Consider the following 17,982-nt stretch of genomic DNA (forward strand, 5'->3'; position numbering starts at 1 on the left):
TGTGCTGCACAAATGTTCCTGGGGGCAGTGAAATGAGCTTCAAGATCAAGGCCACAGCCGTCACCGTCGCGACCTCGCTGGTCGCGGTGCCGCTCGCACTTTCCGGCACCGCATTCGCGCAGGACGACACGCGGCCGACGGGGTACATCGGCGGCACTGTCTTCAACGACCTGAACGGCGATGGCAAGAAGCAGGACAACGAGCCGGGAATTCCGGACGTGCCGGTGATGGTCAAGGGCGAGAACGGCAACAGCTCCCCGTACTACTCCGACAACTACGGCAACTGGTTGATCAAGCGCGCGGACCTCGGCCACTACCAGGTCAGCTACGTCGACTCGAAGCTGGCCAACACCACGCCCTCCACGGTCGAGGTGGACCTCAAGGACGCTGTCGAAGGAGTCAACTTCGGACTTCGCGGTGGCTCCATCTGCGGCACGGGGTGGAGCGACACGAACGAGGACGGCAAGCGGCAGGACGGCGAGCCGGTGCTGTCCGGGCGCCGGATCTACCTGGCGGCGATCGACAAGCTCGTCGAGACGGGTGCGGACGGCGGCTACTGCTTCGACAACCTGCCCGCCGGCGACTACGAGCTCACCTCCACCAAGAACACCGGCGACCCGCTCGTGCTGACCAAGCCGTACGGCGACTCCAAGTTCAACTGGATCACCACGAAGACCTACGTCTACAAGGTCGGCAAGGGCGAGCAGGTCAAGGGGATCGACGCGGGTTTCATCAAGCTCCGGCCCGATCTGAAGGCGGTCCAGATCGTCGTCACCAACCCGTACGCGACCAACCAGGACACCTTCAAGGTGGGCGACACCATCGACGTCTACGGCTCGCTGTGGGCCAACGGCAACGCGCCGGAGAGCCTGAGCGGCACGCTGACGCTGCCGGAGGGTGTGCGCATCGTGGGGCCGATCGGCGGGCTCGCTCCCGGCGCCATCGTGCAGGGACAGCAGGTCATCCTGCCGCACGGTCTCAAGCAGAGCCCGCTGCTCGGGGAGTTCCTCGGCGCCAAGGTCGTGGTGGAGAAGGAGTTCACCGGCGGTGAGATCAAGTGGGAGGTCGGCAACGACAACGCCGACACCGACCTGTCCAACAACGTCCTGACCCGCAAGATCAACGCCGTGGCGGGTCAGCCGCAGGGCGACCCGGCCCCGAAGGCCCCTCAGGCTCCGGAGATCAAGAAGGTCGCCGCGCTGGCCAACACCGGTGCGGACCCCGTGGGCGTGGGTGCGGTCGGCCTGGGTGCACTGGTGCTCGGTGGCCTGGCGCTGTTCGGTGCCCGCCGTCGCAAGAACGTCTGATCGTTACTGCATTCGAGTGACATTCGCGGCACCGGGCAACATCATGAGCCGCTCGGGTGTCTTAAGGCTGGGATCTGCTCCGGGGGGACGCTGATCACCAGGGGGTAAGACGGAACGGCCCGCGTCCGGGAGAGACGCGGGCCGTTCTGCATGTCGGCGCAACTACCATCGTGGGATGGGCAAGCGTGGTGCGGACGACACCGATGCCGAGGTCGAGTCGTGGAGGGCCATGGTTCCGGCGATCGATCCGGTGGTCGAAGGCGTGGTCGACCGCGTGCACCAGATCAGCAAGTACCTCGACTTCCTCGCCACGGAGATCGCCGCGCCGCACGGGCTGAACCGCGCCGACTACGAGATCCTCGCCCGCCTGTTCTGGATCGGGCCCCCGCACCGGCTCACGCCCAAGCAGCTCGCGAACGGCACGCTGAGCCCGGCCACGACGATCACGAGCCGCCTCGACCGGCTCGAGAAGGCCGGTCTCGTGGTCCGCGAGCTCGACCCGAGCGACCGCCGTTCGCTGCCCGCGACGCTCACCGACGCCGGCCGCAAGATCTTCCTCGACATCGTGGCCGGACAGGCGCAACGGGAGAAAGACCTCTTCACCGCGCTGCCCGGCGCCGACCTGGAGAACCTGCGCGACCTGCTGCGTCAGGTGATGGAGGTGCTGTCGGGCGAACTGGGTCCCGCCCACCGCCGCACGAGGCTCGCACTCGACACCAAGGAATAATTGCTACGAACTCGTACTATCCGATATCGTGCTAACTGGCGCGAGAGGGAGGGGTGCGACATGGGTGGCTATCCGCTGTCGGAGTGACAGGCATCACGCAACACTCGTCCCCCGGGATTCCGATTACACGATTGGAGTAGCTGGATTTCTGGGGGACAAGTGAAGAAGCATCTGGCCGTCGCCACGACGGCCGCCTTCCTGCTGGCCGGCGCGGGTCTGCCCGCCGCGGCGCAGGACGAGACGATCACGGTCGAAGGAGTCATCTTCCTCGACCGCAACGGCAACGAGTCCTACGACGCGGGCGAGACCGTCCGCGCGAACGGCCCCGGCGTCTGGGTGACCAACGTCGACACCAACGAAAAGGTCGGCGAGTTCGGCACCGACGCGAACGGCCGCTACAGGGCCGTGCTGCCCAAGGGCCCGAAGTACCTGGTCGTCAACCAGGACAAGAACGGCTTCGACCTGCCCTTCGGCGCGCGACCCGCCACCGAGGACCTGAAGCTCGACTTCCCGCTGTGGGGCCGTTTCATCGAGGGCCACAGCTTCGTCGACACCAACGGCGACGGCGTGAAGCAGGACGGCGAGGCTCCGGCCACCGGCGAGATCAAGGTCAGCGGCAAGGCGACGGACGGCACGCAGGTCGACGTCGCCACCAAGCCAGGCGCGGATGGCCTGTTCCGATTCGAGCTGAAGATCGGTGACTACACCCTGACCGCTCCGGATCTCTCGCGTCAGGGCCTGGCGCTGGCCAAGCCGCGCGGCTCCACCGACATCGACTGGCTGACCGGTCAGGCGAAGATCGGCGGCGACCGGAACACGCGGATCGACATGCGCTACTTCGAGCCCAAGGCCGACAGCGCCCTCGAGGACACCACGATCAGCCCCGCCAAGGACACCTACACCGTCGGCGACCAGATCGACGTCAAGTTCAAGCTGGTCAACAAGGGCGACCTCCCCGGCAAGATGTCGGTGGTCATGTTCAGCATCGCCGAGACCGACGTGAAGATCCTCTCGCGCAGCGACAACGTCACCGGCACGATGCAGGACTTCGAGACGGTCAGGAAGATCCTTCCCGGCGAGTCGGTCACGGTCGAGATGAAGCTGGAGCTCGCCAGCACCGAGGTCACGGAGATCTACCCGTTCGTGCGCCCGTTCGTCGGTGGGTACAAGGACGTCGACCACAAGAACCAGGGCCAGTCCTTCCGCAAGGTGATCAAGGTGGTCGAGAAGAGCACCGCCACGCCGTCGACCCCGGCCTCGTCGCCGGAAACGACCACGCCGACCACCACGCCGGCCGTGGCCAAGGCGGGCAACAAGTCCGGGCTCGCGTCGACGGGTGCGTCACCGCTGGGGTTCCTGGCACTGGGCGCGCTGCTGCTCGCGGCCGGTACCGGGGCGTTCTTCGTGGCGCGCCGCCGACGTTCCTGACCACTTAGGACCCGCCACGGTTAGTCTGCGGCATGGGCATCTTGGTGCATGTGCTGCTGACTGCCGTGGCGGTCTGGGTGTCGACCGCCCTCCCCGGCATTGATCTGGGCGAGGGCACCACCGGCTCGAGAATCCTCACGCTGATCGGCGTCGCGGTGATCTTCGGCCTGGTCAACGCCATCGTGAAGCCGCTGGTGAAGTTCTTCGGCTGCTTGTTCTACCTGGTCACCCTCGGCCTGATCGGGCTCGTGGTGAACGCGCTGCTGTTCATGTTCACCGGGTGGCTCGCCGAGCAGCTGGACCTGCCGTTCCGCGTCGACGGCTTCTGGCCCGCGTTCTGGGGCGCGATCATCGTGGCCCTGACCGGCTGGGTGCTGAACGTGGTCTACGACAAGATCACCGACAACGACTGACCCATGGCACGAAAAAGCCCCTCGGCCCACACCGGACCGAGGGGCTTTCTCTTGCTGCTTAAGCGTTTGCCTCTTCCGCAGCCGGGGTCGGCTGACCGCGGCGAACGGACTCGAGCAGCATCTGCGCGACGTCCACGACCTCGACGTGCGCCCCGGCCTGGCCGTCGGCCTGACGCGCGGTCACGCCGTCGGTCAGCATCACGCGGCAGAACGGGCAGCCGGTCGCGATCTTCGACGGCGCGGTCGAGAGAGCCTCGTCCACGCGGTCGACGTTGATGCGCTTGCCGATCCGCTCCTCCATCCACATGCGAGCGCCACCGGCACCGCAGCACATGGACCGTTCCTCGTGACGCGGCATCTCGCGCAGCTTCGCGCCAGAAGCCCCGATGAGCTCACGTGGTGCTTCGTAGACCTTGTTGTGGCGGCCCAGGTAGCACGGGTCGTGGTACGTGACGTCCTCGGTGACCGGCGCGACCGGCACCAGGCGACGCTCGCGCACCAGCTTGTTCAGCAGCTGCGTGTGGTGCACGACCTCGTACGTGCCACCGACCTGCGGGTACTCGTTCGCCAAGGTGTTGAAGCAGTGCGCACACGTGACGACGATCTTGCGCTGACCCACGGGCCGGTCCTCGAAGACCGAGTTGAGGACCTCGACGTTCTGCTGCGCGAGCATCTGGAAGAGGAACTCGTTGCCGGCGCGGCGAGCCGGGTCACCGGTGCAGGTCTCCTCCGGGCCGAGCACCGTGTACTTGACGCCCGCGGTGTGCAGCAGTTCGGCGACGGCACGCGTCGTCTTCTTCGCGCGGTCCTCGAACGCACCGGCGCAGCCGACCCAGAACAGGTACTCGGCGTCGCCCAGTTCGCCCTCGAACACCGGCACCTCGAACTCGAGGCCCTCGGTCCACGCCAGGCGGTCCTTGGCGTTCTGGCCCCAGGGGTTGCCCTTGTTCTCCAGGTTCTTGAACATGCCGCCGAGCTCGGTCGGGAAGTTCGACTCGATCAGCACCTGGTAGCGGCGCATGTCGACGATGTGGTCGACGTGCTCGATGTCGACCGGGCACTGCTCGACGCACGCGCCACAGGTCGTGCAGGACCACAGCACCTCGGGGTCGATGACGCCGAGCTCGTCCGGGCCGCCGACCAGCGGGCGCTCGGACTCGGCCATCGCCAGCACGTCGATGCCCTCGAGGCGCTTCTTGTAGTCCTCGTACTTGTCCTCGACCAGGCCGACCTCGTCACCGGCCATGTCGCGCGAGCCGCCCGCGAGCAGGTACGGCGCCTTGGCGTACATGTGGTCGCGCAGCTGCGTGATGACCAGCTTGGGGGACAACGGCTTGCCGGTGTTCCAGGCCGGGCACTGCGACTGGCAGCGGCCGCACTCGGTGCAGGTGGAGAAGTCGAGAACGCCCTTCCAGGTGAAGTCCTCGACCTTGCCGACGCCGAACACGTCCTTGTCCGGGTCGGCTTCCTCGAGGTCCAGGACCTTGCCGCCGGACATCATCGGCTTCAGGGCGCCGAGCGCGACGCCGCCGTCGTCCTCGCGCTTGAAATAGATGTTGAAGAACGCCGAGAACCGGTGCCAGGCAACGCCCATCGTCAGGTTCCGGCCGACCACGATCAGCCAGATCATGCCGGACAGCAGCTTGACCAGCGCCATGACCGACACCCAGATCGCGGCGGACGGCAGCAGGTGGGCCAGCGGCTGCGTCACGAACGACGTCCACAGCGGGGCCTCTTCCAGGCCGCTCGACTGCTTGAACGCCTTCACGCCGAGGATGCCGAGACCCTCGATGATCACGACCGCCTCGACGAAGTACGCGGACTTGAAGTCCGAACCCTGGAAGCGCGAGATCCGGTCGGCGCGGCGCGGGTGGTTGACCTGGCGGATGATCGCCAGCGCCACGCCGCCGACGACGGTGCCGAGACCCAGCAGCTCGACCAGCAGCAGCCAGACGGACCACGTGCCGATGACCGGCCAGTGGAAGTGCGGGTCGAACACCTCGCCGTACGCCTCGAACAGCACTGCGGAGCCGATCAGGAAGCCCCACATCACCATCCAGTGCCACGGGGCGACCGAACGGAACTTCGCCATTCTGGTGTGCGCGACGAACTCGACGACCAAGGTCCGCAACCGCGGCCAGAACGGGCCGGTGCGGGTGGGGTCCGGCTGGCCGAGCCGGATGATCTTGATCTGCTTCAGCACGGCGGCGACGAACACGCCCCAGGCGACGACGCTCACCGCCACGGCGACGAGTCCGAGAACCAGCTGGAGGGTCATGGCGGGAGTCTAGGACACGTTACTCGTGGGTAACCACTTGGACGTGGCCGGTGTCTCCTCACGTACCGGTAAAGAAGCCGGCCTCCGGTGAAAAACTTGTGGAACACTTGTTCAAGTAGTTCCGCTGAGCACCTGGAGGTCGCCGTGCTGTACCTGTATCTCGCTGCGGCGATCGTCGGAGAGATCGCCGCCACCGTGTCGTTGAAGCTGTCCGACGGCTTCAGCAGACCGTGGCCGTCAGTCGTGGTTGTCGTCGGATATGCAATCGCCTTCACAGCTCTTTCGCGCGCGTTGAAGTTGGGTATGCCCGTGGGCGTCGCTTACGCCGTGTGGTCCGCCATCGGCGTCGCAGCCGTGGCGATCATCGGCTGGAAGTTCCTGGGCGAGACCCTCAACCCCACTATGGTCATCGGGCTGGCTCTGATCATCGGGGGCGTGGTGACGCTCGAGCTCGGGAGGACGCACTGACCGCGGTGATGGACGGCAGGAAGGCGCGCGGCGAGAAGAAGCGGCGTGCCATCGTCGAGGCGACCCTGCGGGTGATCGAACGCGACGGCGTGTCCGGCGTGACGCATCGCAGCGTGGCGCGCGAGGCCGGCGTACCGACGACAGCGCCGACCTACTACTTCGCGTCGCTCGACGACCTGTTGATCGCCACGCTGCTGTGGGTCGCCGAAGAGCTGTGCGACGACATGCTCGACATCATCGCTCGCGGCAGCTCCCGTGAGATCGCGAGCTCGCTTGCTCGTGCGGTCAACGAGAACCGTGCGCGCACACTCGCCGAGTACGAGCTGTACCTGCTGGCGGGTCGTCGTCCCGAACTGAAGGCCGCCGCACGCCGGTGGCTCGACCTCGCGGTGGAGGTCGTGCGCCCCGCGGACCCGGTGGCGTTCCGCGTGTTCCTCGCCGCCATCGACGGGCTGCTGATCCAGGGTCTGATAGCCGATGTTGCGCCGAACGAGGACGAGCTGGAGCCAATCGTGTCCTTCTTGATCTGCGGCCGCGACGATTTCACCCCTCCGGCACGGGAACAATGAAGCCATGAGGTTCGCGCGAGAGGTGTCCGGTATCAGCCACGGGGTGAGCCCCGGGCTGCTGGCAGCGCTCTACGTCCGCGACTCATTGGCGTTGTCGGTCGACGTCGAGCCGCACGTCCCAGGCCTGGACCCGCCGCTGCCGGTGCAGGTGCCGGCGGGCGTCGACCGCGCCGCCGTGACGCGTGAGTGGCCGGGCTGGTGGGCCGACGCGCTCGACGCGTGCACGCGAGGCGCCGAGCCCGCGGTCCCCGAGGACGCCGAGGCGTTGCTGACCCGGCCTGCCAGCCGGGACGCGGTGCTGGCGCTGAAGACCGGAATCGAGCAGCTGCACCGCGTGCAGGCTCCGGTGGCGCTGCCGATCGGCGACGTGCTGCGCGGCATCGAGTCGCGGATCGGCCGGTGGGCGCAGAGCGTGGAGCTGCACATCGCCGAGCTGCCCGTCGACGGCCTGTTGTGGGAGCGCATCGCACCCGCGCACGTTCTGGCCTCGACGCGGTTCCTGAACGACCCCGCGCGCACGGCTCCTGCGTTGCGCGCGGTCCTCGAAGACCTCGTCTGATCCAGGTAGGGACAACCCCACCCCGCCTTCGGGGGCTGACTGCCGTGTAGCTGAGCCCCGCCACCTCTAGTTTTGTGCTCATGCTGAGGACGGCGCTGGTGGCGGTGCTGATGGGGGCTCTGCTCTCCGGGTGTGGCATCCGCATCATGAAGTACGAGTTCACCGACGACCACACGGTCGCGGAGAAGTTCACGTCGGTGCAGGTGCGCACCGGCTCGGGGGACGTGGCGATCCGCTACGTGCCGGGCAGCAACGAGACGAAGATCCACCGCACGGTGGAGCACGCGAAGGACAACAAGCCGTCCGGTGTCTCCCACCGGATCGAGGGCAGCGCGCTGGTGCTGGGCGACTGCGGCAACAACTGCTCGATCAACTACGAGGTCCAGGTGCCGTGGGCGGACATCACCATCGCGGGCCCCGACGTCGGGTCGGGTAATGCCGTCTTCGAGGGGCTCGCCGCGGTCGACTACCACATCGGCTCCGGCAAGTTCGAGGCTCGCGACATCGCGGGCAACGTCCAGGTGAGCAGCGGCTCGGGGGACATCAGCGTCCGCGACATCTCCGGTGACGTGAAGGGCCACGGCGGCTCGGGCAAGTTCGAGGCCTTCAGGGTCAAGGGCAGCGTCACCACGGACCTGGGCTCCGGCAACATCACCATGGACCAGGTGCAGGGCAAGGTGCTCGTCACCACCGGCTCCGGCCGCATCAACGGCACGGCACTCGACAACGACGTGACCGCCAACGCCGACTCCGGCGACGTGGAGCTGACCTTCGCCTCGGCACACACCGCCCGCGTCAACACGGGCTCCGGCGACATCACGCTGCGGGTGCCGGGATCGGGCGGCCCGTACAAGGTCACCGGCGACTTGGGCAACGACAACCGCAAGATCGACGTGCCAACCGACCCGGCAGCGAAGTTCGAGCTCAGGCTGTCCGCGGACTCGGGGGACGTGAAGGTGCTGGCCGTCTGAGGCGGCCGAATCAGGGGGAACGTGAGGCCGCCGCTCGTCGGCGGCCTTCACGCTTCCTCGGTGTCTTCGCCGCGGTCTGGAGGCCTGCGTCTGAAGGGGCCCGACTGCAGATCTGCTTCGAACGGGAATGTGTCGAGGGCCACTCCACAAGGGGTGGTCTTCGGCGCGTTGTGAGGGAACACCCAGACCTTCTCGGCCGTTGGTCCAGTCAGAAAGCTTGAGTCGGGTAGGCTCAAGGTTGAGCAGATGGCAAACTTGAGTCAGCAACGCTCAACAAGAACTAGCGGAAGGAACTCCAATGGCGCGTGCAGTCGGCATCGACCTCGGGACGACCAACTCCGTCGTCGCCGTCCTCGAAGGCGGTGAGCCGACGGTCATCGCCAACTCGGAGGGCTCGAGGACGACCCCGTCCATCGTCGCGTTCGCGAAGAACGGCGAGGTCCTCGTGGGTCAGCCCGCGAAGAACCAGGCCGTCACGAACGTCGACCGCACCATCCGCTCGGTGAAGCGGCACATCGGCACCAACTGGAAGACCGATGAGATCGACGGCAAGCAGTACACCTCGCAGGAGATCAGCGCGCGTGTGCTGATGAAGCTCAAGCGCGACGCCGAGGCGTACCTGGGCGAGGAGATCACGGACGCCGTGATCACCGTCCCCGCCTACTTCGAGGACGCGCAGCGCCAGGCCACCAAGGAGGCCGGCCAGATCGCGGGTCTCAACGTGCTCCGCATCGTCAACGAGCCGACGTCGGCCGCTCTGGCCTACGGCCTCGACAAGGGCGAGAAGGAGCAGACCATCCTGGTCTTCGACCTCGGTGGCGGCACGTTCGACGTCTCGCTGCTCGAGCTCGGCGACGGTGTGGTCGAGGTCCGCGCGACCTCCGGTGACAACCACCTCGGTGGCGACGACTGGGACCAGCGCGTCGTCGACTGGCTGGTCGAGCGCTTCAAGCAGGCGAACGGCATCGACCTGACCAAGGACAAGATGGCCCTTCAGCGCATCCGCGAGGCTGCGGAGAAGGCCAAGATCGAGCTGTCCAGCTCCTCGAACGCCAGCATCAACCTGCCGTACATCACGGTCGACGGTGACAAGAACCCGCTGTTCCTCGACGAGACGCTGTCTCGCGCCGAGTTCCAGCGCATCACGTCCGACCTGCTCGACCGCACCCGCGCGCCGTTCAACAACGTGATCAAGGACGCCGGCATCTCCGTCGGCGACATCGACCACGTCGTGCTCGTCGGTGGCTCGACCCGCATGCCCGCCGTCGCGGAGCTCGTCAAGGAGCTGACCGGCGGCCGCGAGCCCAACAAGGGCGTGAACCCGGACGAGGTCGTCGCCGTCGGCGCGGCTCTGCAGGCCGGTGTCCTCAAGGGCGAGGTCAAGGACGTCCTGCTGCTCGACGTCACCCCGCTGTCCCTCGGCATCGAGACCAAGGGCGGCATCATGACCAAGCTGATCGAGCGCAACACCACGATCCCGACGAAGCGCTCCGAGACCTTCACGACCGCGGACGACAACCAGCCGTCCGTGCAGATCCAGGTCTTCCAGGGCGAGCGCGAGATCGCGGCGCACAACAAGAAGCTCGGCATGTTCGAGCTGACCGGCCTGCCCCCGGCCCCGCGCGGCGTGCCGCAGATCGAGGTCACCTTCGACATCGACGCGAACGGCATCGTCCACGTCTTCGCGAAGGACCTGGGCACCGGCAAGGAGCAGTCGATGACGATCACCGGTGGCTCCGCGCTGCCGAAGGACGACATCGACCGCATGGTCAAGGACGCCGAGGCTCACGCCGAGGAGGACAAGCGCCGCCGCGAGGAGGCCGAGGTCCGCAACCAGGCGGAGACTCTCGTCTACCAGACGGAGAAGGTCGTCAAGGAGAACGACGACAAGCTCCCGGCCGAGATCAAGGACAAGGTCAACGCCGCGATCGCCGAGGCGAACGAGGCGCTCAAGGGCACCGACATCAACGCCATCAAGACGGCGGTCGAGAAGCTCGCGACCGAGTCCCAGGCCATCGGCCAGTCGATCTACGCCAACGCGCCGGGTGCCGCCGGTGCCGAGGCCCCTGGTGCTGACGCGCCGGGTGCCGCCGGTGCGGGTGCCAAGGCCGGCCAGGACGACGTCGTGGACGCCGAGATCGTGGACGAGGACGAGAAGAAGTGACCGAGCCGAGGCACGCCGCCCCTGACGAGGAGCAGCCTCAGGTAGTCGTGAACGACCTGCCCCGGACCGACCCCGAAACGGGTGAGGTCCGGGTGCAGGCCCACGCTGCCGAGGAAGGCGCTGCTCCGGCTGACGAACCGGTCGTTGCGGAGATCGTGGACGAGGTGGCCGCCGAGCTGAAGACCCAGCTCGACGAGCGCACCGCCGACCTGCAGCGGCTCACCGCCGAGTACGCGAACTACCGCAAGCGGGTGGAACGCGACCGCGAGGCAGTGATCAACAACGCGAAGGCGTCGGTGGCGGGCGAGCTGCTGTCGGTCCTGGACGACATCGAGAGGGCCGCCGCGCACGGCGACCTGACCGGTGCGTTCAAGGCCGTGGCGGACAAGCTCGTCTCCACCCTGGCCAAGACCGGCCTGGAGCCTTTCGCGCACGAGGGTGAAGCGTTCGACCCGTCGGTGCACGAGGCCGTGCAGCACAGCACGTCCCCGGACGTCGACGGTCCGACGGTCACCGCAGTCCTGCGCCGCGGCTACACGTTCGGCGACAAGCTCGTCCGGCCCGCGCTCGTCGCGGTGACCGACCACGAGCCTGCCGCCGCTCCGGCACCGCAGGCCGAAGAGAACTGACGAGAGGAGGAGACGTCCGGTGAGTGCTAGGGACTGGATCGAAAAGGACTTCTACCGCGAGCTGGGCGTCTCCTCCGAGGCGTCGGCGGACGAGATCAAGAAGTCGTACCGCAAGCTCGCCCGCGAGCTGCACCCCGACGCCAACCCCGGCGACGCCAAGGCCGAGGCCCGCTTCAAGTCGGTCTCCGAGGCCTACGGCGTGCTGTCGGACCCGGCCAAGCGCAAGCAGTACGACGAGGCCCGTCGCCTGTTCGCGGGCGGCGGTGGCTTCCCCGGCGGCTTCGGCGGCGGTGGCGGCTTCGACGTCAACGACCTGTTCGGCCGCGCGGCCCAGGGCACCGGTGGCGGCGGCCTGGGCGACCTGCTCGGCGGCCTGTTCAACCGGCGCGGAGGCGGCGGCACGGCCGGTTCGGCCACGCGCCCGCGTCGTGGCGAGGACGTCGAGACCGACGTCCGCATCGACTTCACCGAGGCTGTGCGCGGCGCCACCGTGCCGCTGCGCCTCTCGTCTCCGGCCGCCTGCACGACGTGCGGTGGTTCCGGTGCGAAGCCGGGCACCACGCCGCACACCTGCGCGACCTGTTCGGGTTCCGGCTTGGTGACCCGCTCGCAGGGCGCGTTCGCGTTCAGCGAGCCGTGCCGCGACTGCCGCGGGACCGGCCGGATCATCGACGACCCGTGCCCCGAGTGCGGTGGCGACGGCGTCAGCACCCGCACCCGCACGCTGACCGTGCGGATCCCGTCGGGTGTCGACGACGGCCAGCGGATTCGCCTTGCGGGACAAGGTGAACCCGGTCGCAACGGTGGACCGTCCGGCGATCTTTTCGTGCGGGTGCACGTCAACCCGCACAGCGTGTTCGGCCGCCAGGGCAACGACCTGACGCTGACCGCGCCGATGACGTTCCCGGAGCTGGCTCTGGGGACGACGTTGACGGTGCCCACGCTGGACGGCAAGGTGACCTTGAAGGTGCCTGCCGGAACCGCCTCCGGGCGAGTGCTGCGGGCTCGGGGCAAGGGGATCACGAAGCGGGACGGGACCGCGGGCGATCTCCTGATCACCCTGGAGGTCGCGGTGCCCAACAACCTGTCGTCCGAGGCCCGCAAGGCCCTCGAGGCCTACACCGACGTGACGGCCGACCACGACCCGCGTGGTGATCTGAACGCACTTCTCGAAGGGCGGTGAGTCCGGTGGGTTTTCCGTTCCCTCCGGGGACCGATGAGGACACGCCGTTCTTCGTGATCTCGGTGGCGGCGCAGCTGTCGGGCCTGCACGCCCAGACCCTGCGGTCCTACGACCGGATGGGTCTGGTCTCGCCCGGCCGCACCTCCGGCGGCGGCCGCCGGTACTCGATGCGGGACATCGTGCTGCTGCGCGAAGTTCAGCGCCTTTCCCAGGAAGAGGGCGTGAACCTCGCCGGGATCAAGCGGATCATCGAGCTGGAGAACCAGGTCGACGCGCTGCGGATGCGGGTCGCCGAGCTTCAGCAGGAACTCGCTCAGGCGTTGGCGGCAGCCGACTCCACGGCTGCCGCGGTGCACGCCTCCTACCGGCGGGACCTGGTCCCGATCCGGCAGGAGACCGCGCTCGTGGTGTGGAAGCCGAAACCCCGCAAGTGATCGAGCGCCTGTAACCAGGTTTCGCGACGCCGCGTCCGCGCGTGGTCTCCTTCTTCGACCACCGTGTGGACGCGGCGTCGCGCTGTTCACACGGTTCAGCTGCGCCAGATGACTTCAGGCCGAGATGAGACTTCAGGCCGAGATGAGCAGACCAGCGGGCGTGGTCACCCGTACAGGTGAACCTGGTCCCGATTCACGCCTGACGCCGTCTGATAGACGTCCGGAAAACATGGTCACCTTCCCCGCAAGCGGAAGGGGGCGGGCGGCGACAGGTGGCGACCAGAGCGGCAGGTGAACGATGCGCATTCCTGAGGCCACACACCACGTGCCTTCGAGGCCCTTGTCGAGGAGTGCACGGGCGAGAACGCTCCCGGCAAGCTCCTCGCGGAGTGGTCGCGCGGGCGGGAAACCCGCCCGCGGGCGGGAAACCCGCGGCCTCACCGCTGTTCGAAGTAGAACCCGGCCTCCAGGTCGGCGAGCAGCCCAGGCTCCGTCGTTTCCCAGCCCAGCAACGCCTTCGTGCGCGCACCGGACGTCGGCGCGTCCCGTGAGACCATCATCGCGAGTGGGCCGAAGTGCTCCGCCGGGACGCTCTGGACCGGCACGTTCAGCTTCCGCCCGATCACCTCGGCGATCTCCTTCAAGGTCACCGCTTCCTCTGCCACCGCGTGCAGCACCGAACCGGCCGGCGCCTTTTCCACGGCCAGGCGGTAGAGGCGGGCCGCGTCGAGCGTGTGTGCCGCGGACCAGCGGTTCGTGCCGTCGCCGGGGTATCCCGACACGCCTGTGGTGCGGGCGATCCGCACCAGCAGCGGGATGAAGCCCGCCGTGTCCAGTTCACTGTGGACGGTCGGAGGCAGGACGACGACCGCGCCACGCACGTTCTGGGCGTCGATGATCAGGTTCCGCGCGGTGCCGCGGCTGTGGTCGTCCGGGACCCGCTCCTCCTCGGTGGCCGTGCGGCCCAGGCCGGAGTAGGAGAGGGTGCCGGCGGTGCCGATCAGGGGCTTGCCGGTGCCGGACAGCTCGTCCAGGAACGTGCGGACCACCGCGAGATCGGCGGTTGAGGCGGCGGCGTAGTCGCCCGCGAACATTTCCTCGTGCTTGAACGCCAAGTGGATCACGGCGTCGGCTTCGGCGGCTCCCTTGCGGAGACCGTCCAGGTCGTCGAGGTCGCCGCGCAGGACGGCGGCTCCCTGGGCTTCGAGCTTCGCTGCGGACGCGTCAGAGCGGGCGAGGCCGACGACCGAGTGGTCGTGCCGCAGCAGTTCCGGGACCAATGCCGAACCGACGTGGCCGCTGGCGCCTGTGACGAAGACCTTCATGGCACTTCCTTCAAAAGTGATGGGACTTGGTCTCATCAACCGTAGCAGGATGATGAGACCAAGTCTCGTCACTTCTTCCGGGACTACGTCAGTGCTGCTAGAGGGTGCCGAGCAGCTTCTCGACCTCGGCGGCGATGCGGGCCAGCGCGGGCTCGTTGCCGGCGGAGGCGATGGCACGGTCGATCCAGTCGGCGATCAACGGCATCTGGGACGGCTTGAGGCCGCGGGTGGTGATGCCGGCGGTGCCCAGGCGGATGCCGGACGGGTCGAAGGGCTTGCGCGGGTCGAACGGAACCGCGTTGTAGTTCAGTTCGATGCCCGCGCGGTCCAGAGCCTGGGCGGCGGGCTTGCCGGCGATCGCCTTCGAGGTCAGGTCGACCAGGACCAGGTGGTTGTCGGTGCCGCCGGAGACCAGGTCGAAGCCGCGTTCCAGCAGCGCGTCGGCCAGTGCGCGAGCGTTCGCGACGACCGTGTGCGCGTACTCGCGGAACTCGGGCTGCGACGCTTCGTGCAACGCCACGGCGATCGCGGCGGTGGTGTGGTCGTGGGGACCGCCCTGCAGGCCGGGGAACACCGCGCGGTCGATCGCCTTCGCGTGTTCGGCGTCGCAGAGGATCATCGCGCCACGTGGGCCGCGCAACGTCTTGTGCGTGGTCGTCGTGATCACCGGTGCGTGTCCGACCGGGGACGGGTGGGCACCGCCCGCGACCAAGCCGGCGATGTGCGCGATGTCGGCGACGAGCACCGCGTCGATCTCCCGGGCGATCGAGGCGAAGGCCGGGAAGTCGATGGTGCGCGGGATCGCCGTGCCGCCGCAGAAGATCACGCGCGGGCGTTGGGCCAGGGCCAGGGCGCGGACCTCGTCCATGTCGACGACGCCGGTGTCCTTGCGGACCTCGTACTGGACGGCGTTGAACCACTTGCCGGTGGCGGACACGTTCCAGCCGTGCGTCAGGTGGCCGCCCATGGGCAGCGACATGCCCATGACCGTGTCGCCCGGCGTCAGGAAAGCGAGGTAGACGGCCAGGTTGGCAGGCGCGCCGGAGAGGGGCTGGACGTTGGCGTGGTCCACGCCGAAGAGGGCTCGGGCGCGGTCGATCGCCAGTTGTTCCACCTGGTCGATGACCTGCTGGCCCTCGTAGTAGCGCTTGCCGGGGTAGCCCTCGGAGTACTTGTTGGTCAGCACCGAGCCTGTTGCTTCGAGCACGGCGGCTGAGACGTCGTTCTCCGAGGCGATCATGCGCAGCTTGCGGGACTGGCGCGTCGCTTCGGCCTGGATGAGGGTGGCGATCTGCGGGTCGACGTTCGAGAGCACGGCGCATCTCCGTGCCGGGCACCCAGGCGTTCGGTGCTCGCGGCCGTCGCTTCCCGGTGGTCAGTTCCACCCTCGGCACGCCAGTTGCGAAGACGTGCCGAGCTTAGTCCAGCGTGAACGGGTCGTACTTGATCCGGTCGAGCGGTGTTCCCGCGACCAGCATGCGGGAGACGGTGGACCTGATCATGGCCGGGCTGCCGCAGACCAGGACGTCGCGCTCTTCCCACGCGCCGTAGCGGGTGACCACGTCGGCGAGGCTGCCCTGCTCGACACCTCGGACGCCGGGGTCGGACTCGAGGACCGGCACGACCGTGAGCCACGGGTTCGTCGTGGCGATGCGCTGGAGGTTGTCCAGGTCGTAGAGGTCCTCGCGGGTGCGGCCGCCGTAGAACAGGTGCACGCGGGGGTTCTCGCCGAACTGCGCCATCTCGTCGATGATCGCGTGCATCGGCGCGACACCCGTGCCGCCGGCGACCATCAGGATGTCCGAACCGGCCGTGCGGTCGACCGAGAGACGTCCCATGGGCGGTCCGATGCGCCACGTGTCACCGGCCTGCGTGTGGCCGACGACCGAGCGTGACACCCAGCCGCCGTCGACGGACCGGATGTGGAACTCGATGACGCCGTCCTCGCGCGGGGCGTTCGCCGGCGAGTAGTACCGCCACAGGCGCTTGCGCTGCGGGGTCTCCACGCTGACGTACTGCCCGGCCTTGTAGCTGACCGGGTGGTCGGGCTGCAGCCGCACGACGGCCAGGTCCCACGAGACGCGCTGGTGCTCCAGCACCGTGGCGTGCCAGTAGGCGGGGCCGTTGTCGGCGTCGGCGGCCTCCTGCATGGCCCGCGCCATCAACGTGTAGGCCTCGGCCCACGCCATCTCGACCTTCGGCGTCCAGGCAGCGCCCGCGAACTTCTTCACCGCGGACAGCAGCGCCGTGCCGACAGCCTCGTAGTGGACGTTGATGACACCGAACTTGCGGTGGTCACGACCCAGTTGGCGGAGGAAGGGGATGAGGTCGTCCGGGCGGTCGACCATCTGAACCACGTGCACGAGGGCGCGCAGCAGGCGGCTGCGCTGCACCTCCATGTTCGCGGGGAACATCTCGCGTGTGGCAGGCGAGAGCGAGAAGAGCATGCCGTAGAAGAACTTCGCCACTTCTTCGGCGTGCGGCTCCACCACCGCGAAGCTCTCCCGGATCATCCGCACCATCGCGGTGACACCAGGCGGAGGTTCTCGGTGGGGCGGGGTAGGGATGGGGCTCAGCACAGCGTTCGCAGTCATGGTCCGCGCGCAGTCTCCACGTTCTCATTGGCGCCAGCAAGGCGCTGTCGTCCTCGTCAAGCATCCGTCCCCCGACAGGGTGGACAGTAACCCCTGATCGGTGGGTTTGGTTCCTTGATGCCACCTTCGAGCGAAGCCTGATTACCCTACGCAACTAGTTGTTAGCGCAACAGTGTGAATGTGAGCATCCGTCTGTACCGAGTTGCGTGCTTGCGTGGAACCGTGTGGCGGGTGTCCCTGCCTGAGTTGACTGAAACCACCTCTCCCGACCGTGTCGAGCGTCCCGGCTCACGCGGTGAGCACTTCCTCCAATGTGCCCTGGAGACACAGGACCGCGCCACACGCTTCTACGACGAACAGGTCCTGGATCACCTGAACCCCGCGATGGCCGAGTTCGTCGCCCGGATGGAGATGGCCTTCATCTCGACCGCTGATGCCGACGGGGAGTGCGACTCGACCCTGCGGGCCGGGCCGGCGGGGTTCATCCAGGTGATCGACTCCCGGACCGTCGCGTATCCCGAGTACCGCGGCAACGGCGTGATGGCGTCCCTGGGCAACATCATGGAGAACCCGCACGTCGGGATCCTGATGGTGGACTTCGCCGACGACCTGATCGGGCTGCACGTGAACGGCCGCGCCCGGATCGCCCCTCGGGAGGAGTACGACACCGAGGACAGGAAGGTGGGGCGGTGGGTGGTGGTCGAGGTGCAGGAGGCCTACATCCACTGCCGCAAGCACATCCCGCGGATGGTCCCGGTCGACCGCGTGCGCGACTGGGGCACGGATGACGTGAAGCGCAAGGGCGGCGACTACTTCGGGGCCAAGGCGGGCAAGACCGCCGACTGACCTGCGTCGTTGCTTCAGGAGGGGCTGTCAGGCGACCGTGCCTGGCGGCCCCTCTCTTCGTGCGCGGCGCGCGCTCTAGTGCCTGAC

The 17,982-nt window shown here is 67.8% G+C and carries 17 protein-coding genes and 1 riboswitch; of the genes, 13 read left to right on the forward strand and 4 right to left on the reverse strand.

The window, feature by feature from the left end; translation table 11 throughout:
• Positions 1 to 32: 32 nt before the first annotated feature.
• The 4 genes from ABZ345_RS03425 (at position 33) to ABZ345_RS03440 (ending at position 3,875) form a co-directional block, all read left to right on the forward strand.
• The gene (locus ABZ345_RS03425; RefSeq protein ID WP_359842490.1) at positions 33 to 1,307 is read left to right on the forward strand and encodes an SdrD B-like domain-containing protein; all 1,275 of its coding nucleotides are present in this window, start codon (positions 33 to 35) and stop codon (positions 1,305 to 1,307) included.
• A gap of 175 nt (positions 1,308 to 1,482) precedes the next feature.
• The gene (locus tag ABZ345_RS03430; protein ID WP_359842492.1) at positions 1,483 to 2,034 is read left to right on the forward strand and encodes a MarR family transcriptional regulator; all 552 of its coding nucleotides are present in this window, start codon (positions 1,483 to 1,485) and stop codon (positions 2,032 to 2,034) included.
• 159 nt (positions 2,035 to 2,193) lie between these two features.
• Entirely contained in the window at positions 2,194 to 3,462 is a 1,269-nt protein-coding gene (locus ABZ345_RS03435; RefSeq protein ID WP_359842494.1) for an LPXTG cell wall anchor domain-containing protein, read from the forward strand.
• Between the two features lie 32 nt (positions 3,463 to 3,494).
• Entirely contained in the window at positions 3,495 to 3,875 is a 381-nt protein-coding gene (locus ABZ345_RS03440) for a phage holin family protein (protein WP_359842496.1), read from the forward strand.
• Between the two features lie 58 nt (positions 3,876 to 3,933).
• Here ABZ345_RS03440 and ABZ345_RS03445 read toward each other — a convergent pair whose 3' ends face one another.
• Positions 3,934 to 6,153: a (Fe-S)-binding protein gene (locus tag ABZ345_RS03445; RefSeq protein ID WP_359842498.1), complete on the reverse strand. Its 2,220-nt coding sequence runs from the start codon at positions 6,151 to 6,153 to the stop codon at positions 3,934 to 3,936.
• A gap of 144 nt (positions 6,154 to 6,297) precedes the next feature.
• Here ABZ345_RS03445 and ABZ345_RS03450 point away from each other — a divergent pair, with 144 nt between their 5' ends.
• From ABZ345_RS03450 to ABZ345_RS03485, 8 genes are all read left to right on the forward strand, one after another.
• Complete coding sequence (locus tag ABZ345_RS03450; protein WP_359843103.1) at positions 6,298 to 6,621, forward strand: multidrug efflux SMR transporter; 324 nt, start codon at positions 6,298 to 6,300, stop codon at positions 6,619 to 6,621.
• A gap of 8 nt (positions 6,622 to 6,629) precedes the next feature.
• Positions 6,630 to 7,190 (forward strand): TetR family transcriptional regulator, encoded by a 561-nt coding sequence (locus ABZ345_RS03455; RefSeq protein WP_359842500.1) that lies wholly within the window; start codon positions 6,630 to 6,632, stop codon positions 7,188 to 7,190.
• A gap of 4 nt (positions 7,191 to 7,194) precedes the next feature.
• The gene (locus ABZ345_RS03460) at positions 7,195 to 7,749 is read left to right on the forward strand and encodes a hypothetical protein (RefSeq protein WP_359842502.1); all 555 of its coding nucleotides are present in this window, start codon (positions 7,195 to 7,197) and stop codon (positions 7,747 to 7,749) included.
• 80 nt (positions 7,750 to 7,829) lie between these two features.
• On the forward strand, positions 7,830 to 8,720 hold the full coding sequence (locus ABZ345_RS03465; protein ID WP_359842504.1) for a DUF4097 family beta strand repeat-containing protein: 891 nt from the start codon (positions 7,830 to 7,832) through the stop codon (positions 8,718 to 8,720).
• Between the two features lie 298 nt (positions 8,721 to 9,018).
• A complete protein-coding gene (dnaK, locus tag ABZ345_RS03470) occupies positions 9,019 to 10,884 on the forward strand; it encodes a molecular chaperone DnaK (protein WP_359842506.1) in 1,866 nt (621 codons plus the stop codon).
• Entirely contained in the window at positions 10,881 to 11,513 is a 633-nt protein-coding gene (gene grpE, locus ABZ345_RS03475; RefSeq protein ID WP_359842508.1) for a nucleotide exchange factor GrpE, read from the forward strand. Before dnaK ends, grpE begins: the two co-directional genes overlap by 4 nt.
• A 19-nt stretch (positions 11,514 to 11,532) precedes the next feature.
• Positions 11,533 to 12,696, forward strand: a complete 1,164-nt coding sequence (gene dnaJ, locus ABZ345_RS03480) for a molecular chaperone DnaJ (protein ID WP_359842510.1) — start codon at positions 11,533 to 11,535, stop codon at positions 12,694 to 12,696.
• A gap of 5 nt (positions 12,697 to 12,701) precedes the next feature.
• Complete coding sequence (locus ABZ345_RS03485) at positions 12,702 to 13,130, forward strand: helix-turn-helix transcriptional regulator (protein WP_245847813.1); 429 nt, start codon at positions 12,702 to 12,704, stop codon at positions 13,128 to 13,130.
• Between the two features lie 437 nt (positions 13,131 to 13,567).
• Here ABZ345_RS03485 and ABZ345_RS03490 read toward each other — a convergent pair whose 3' ends face one another.
• The 3 genes from ABZ345_RS03490 to ABZ345_RS03500 form a co-directional block, all read right to left on the reverse strand.
• A complete protein-coding gene (locus ABZ345_RS03490) occupies positions 13,568 to 14,455 on the reverse strand; it encodes an SDR family oxidoreductase (RefSeq protein ID WP_359842512.1) in 888 nt (295 codons plus the stop codon).
• A gap of 97 nt (positions 14,456 to 14,552) precedes the next feature.
• Positions 14,553 to 15,770: a serine hydroxymethyltransferase gene (gene glyA, locus ABZ345_RS03495; RefSeq protein WP_359842514.1), complete on the reverse strand. Its 1,218-nt coding sequence runs from the start codon at positions 15,768 to 15,770 to the stop codon at positions 14,553 to 14,555.
• A 13-nt stretch (positions 15,771 to 15,783) separates the two neighbouring features.
• Positions 15,784 to 15,868: riboswitch (ZMP/ZTP riboswitch) on the reverse strand.
• Positions 15,869 to 15,873: 5 nt separating this feature from the next.
• A complete protein-coding gene (locus tag ABZ345_RS03500) occupies positions 15,874 to 16,977 on the reverse strand; it encodes an FAD-binding oxidoreductase (protein WP_359842516.1) in 1,104 nt (367 codons plus the stop codon).
• Between the two features lie 318 nt (positions 16,978 to 17,295).
• Here ABZ345_RS03500 and ABZ345_RS03505 point away from each other — a divergent pair, with 318 nt between their 5' ends.
• A complete protein-coding gene (locus ABZ345_RS03505) occupies positions 17,296 to 17,895 on the forward strand; it encodes a pyridoxamine 5'-phosphate oxidase family protein (RefSeq protein WP_359842517.1) in 600 nt (199 codons plus the stop codon).
• The last annotated feature ends 87 nt before the right edge of the window (positions 17,896 to 17,982 follow it).

Source organism: Lentzea sp. NPDC005914, assembly GCF_040629405.1.
Taxonomy (GTDB): Bacteria; Actinomycetota; Actinomycetes; order Mycobacteriales; family Pseudonocardiaceae; genus Lentzea.

What these genes read in the sequence shown, in the direction of transcription:
- ABZ345_RS03440 (WP_359842496.1), top strand. Translation starts at nt 3,495, where the DNA reads ATGGGCATCTTGGTGCATGTGCTGCTGACTGCCGTGGCGGTCTGGGTG.
- dnaK (WP_359842506.1), top strand. Translation starts at nt 9,019, where the DNA reads ATGGCGCGTGCAGTCGGCATCGACCTCGGGACGACCAACTCCGTCGTC.
- ABZ345_RS03430 (WP_359842492.1), top strand. Translation starts at nt 1,483, where the DNA reads ATGGGCAAGCGTGGTGCGGACGACACCGATGCCGAGGTCGAGTCGTGG.
- ABZ345_RS03500 (WP_359842516.1), bottom strand. Translation starts at nt 16,977, where the DNA reads ATGGTGCGGATGATCCGGGAGAGCTTCGCGGTGGTGGAGCCGCACGCC.
- ABZ345_RS03425 (WP_359842490.1), top strand. Translation starts at nt 33, where the DNA reads ATGAGCTTCAAGATCAAGGCCACAGCCGTCACCGTCGCGACCTCGCTG.
- ABZ345_RS03455 (WP_359842500.1), top strand. Translation starts at nt 6,630, where the DNA reads ATGGACGGCAGGAAGGCGCGCGGCGAGAAGAAGCGGCGTGCCATCGTC.
- ABZ345_RS03460 (WP_359842502.1), top strand. Translation starts at nt 7,195, where the DNA reads ATGAGGTTCGCGCGAGAGGTGTCCGGTATCAGCCACGGGGTGAGCCCC.
- ABZ345_RS03490 (WP_359842512.1), bottom strand. Translation starts at nt 14,455, where the DNA reads ATGAAGGTCTTCGTCACAGGCGCCAGCGGCCACGTCGGTTCGGCATTG.
- ABZ345_RS03465 (WP_359842504.1), top strand. Translation starts at nt 7,830, where the DNA reads ATGCTGAGGACGGCGCTGGTGGCGGTGCTGATGGGGGCTCTGCTCTCC.
- ABZ345_RS03445 (WP_359842498.1), bottom strand. Translation starts at nt 6,153, where the DNA reads ATGACCCTCCAGCTGGTTCTCGGACTCGTCGCCGTGGCGGTGAGCGTC.